Source organism: Bacillus haikouensis (assembly GCF_013179555.1).
GTDB classification, from domain to species: Bacteria; Bacillota; Bacilli; order Bacillales; family Bacillaceae_B; genus Rossellomorea; species Rossellomorea haikouensis_A.
Genome location: NZ_JABMCR010000525.1, coordinates 1 through 1,427 on the forward strand (window position 1 = coordinate 1; position 1,427 = coordinate 1,427).

Annotated in this window: 2 protein-coding genes; both read left to right on the forward strand. The window is 42.5% G+C overall.

Features of this window, described 5'->3' with window-relative positions; genetic code table 11:
* The coding region (locus tag HP456_RS23915) for a TRAP transporter permease (protein WP_172255671.1) at nucleotides 1-1,028 on the forward strand (1,028 nt) is incomplete at its 5' end.
* A 12-nt stretch (nucleotides 1,029-1,040) separates the two neighbouring features.
* Nucleotides 1,041-1,427 (forward strand): 3-hydroxyacyl-CoA dehydrogenase family protein (locus HP456_RS23920; RefSeq protein WP_312857813.1); only part of this gene is annotated, 387 nt, incomplete at its 3' end.

Here is a 1,427-nt window from a genome sequence, read left to right on the forward strand (position 1 = left end):
TAGGGGTTCCTTATATGGATATAGCAGTAGCTGCCATTATCCCGGCGGCCCTATATTACTGCTGTTTATACTTTCAAGTCGACTTACGAGCGAAGCGACTCGGACTGAATGGTTTAAAGAAAGAAGATTTGCCAAAGGTTTCAACCGTATTAAAGTCGGGCTTTATGTTTTTTGTACCGTTAGTCGTGATCGTCGTGATGCTGGCATCAGGTACATCTCCTATGCGAGCCGGTTTATTTTCAATCGGTGTGACGATCGTGGTGGCAGCTTTGAAAAAATCTACCAGACTATCATTCTCAAAAATGTATAAAGCTCTTGATTTAGGGGCGAGGGCTGCCGTTGAAACAGCCATTGCATGTGCTGCATCAGGTTTCATTATTGGGATTATTGGCTTGACTGGAATTGGGCTGAAATTCAGTGGAATGATCATCGATATCTCAGGTGGGATTTTGATTGTTACCCTTATTTTCACTATGATTACGAGCATCATTCTGGGGATGGGACTTCCAACGGTTGCGGCTTACATTGTTCAAGTACCATTGACCATTCCTGCGTTGATTGAACTTGGTGTCTCGCCGCTTGCGGCTCATATGTTCGTGTTTTATTTTGCCGCTTTATCTGCGATTACACCACCAGTGGCACTGGCAGCATTTGCTGCAGCAGGACTTTCGGGATCGGATCCGATGAAAACCGGGATGACAGCAGTAAGACTGGGGCTTGCCGCATTCATTGTTCCCTATATGTTTGTTTATGGAGAGACATTGCTGTTGGTAGGGGATGCTCCTCACATTATTCTATCAGTGGTCACGTCCATCATTGGCATCATAGGGGTTGCTTGTGCGGCAGAAGGATGGCTTTTAAGGAATGCGTTTTGGTATGAGAGGATCATTCTATTTATTGGAGCGATCCTAATGATCAACCCGGGGATTGTAACAGATCTAATTGGATTTGCCATCCTGGCACTCGTGTTCTTCTATCAAAAATTCAATCCTAAAAGTACAACGATTGAACAGACAATATCCAGCTAAGGAGGCTTTCATGTGCAAAATATTACAGTAGTAGGTTCGGGTGTAATGGGAAAAGGAATTGCGTATACCTGTGCTGTTTCCGGTTTTACTGTTTACTTGAATGATATAAACGAAGAAATTCTGGAAAAAGCAAAGAAAGATATATTCAGTTTGTTGGAAGGAAGCTTACAAAAAGGCTTTATTTCTGAAGACCAATATGGGAAAGCAAAGGATCGTCTGCTTTTTGAAACAGATTTGGAATCGGCGGCAAAAGACGCAGACCTTGTTATTGAAGCTGTTCTTGAAAAAATGGAATTAAAGATTGATATTTTCAAAAGGCTGGATTCTATCTGTTCTGAAGGGACCATTTTAGCCACTAATACATCAACTATGAGTCCGACAGAAATTGGGGCTCAAACG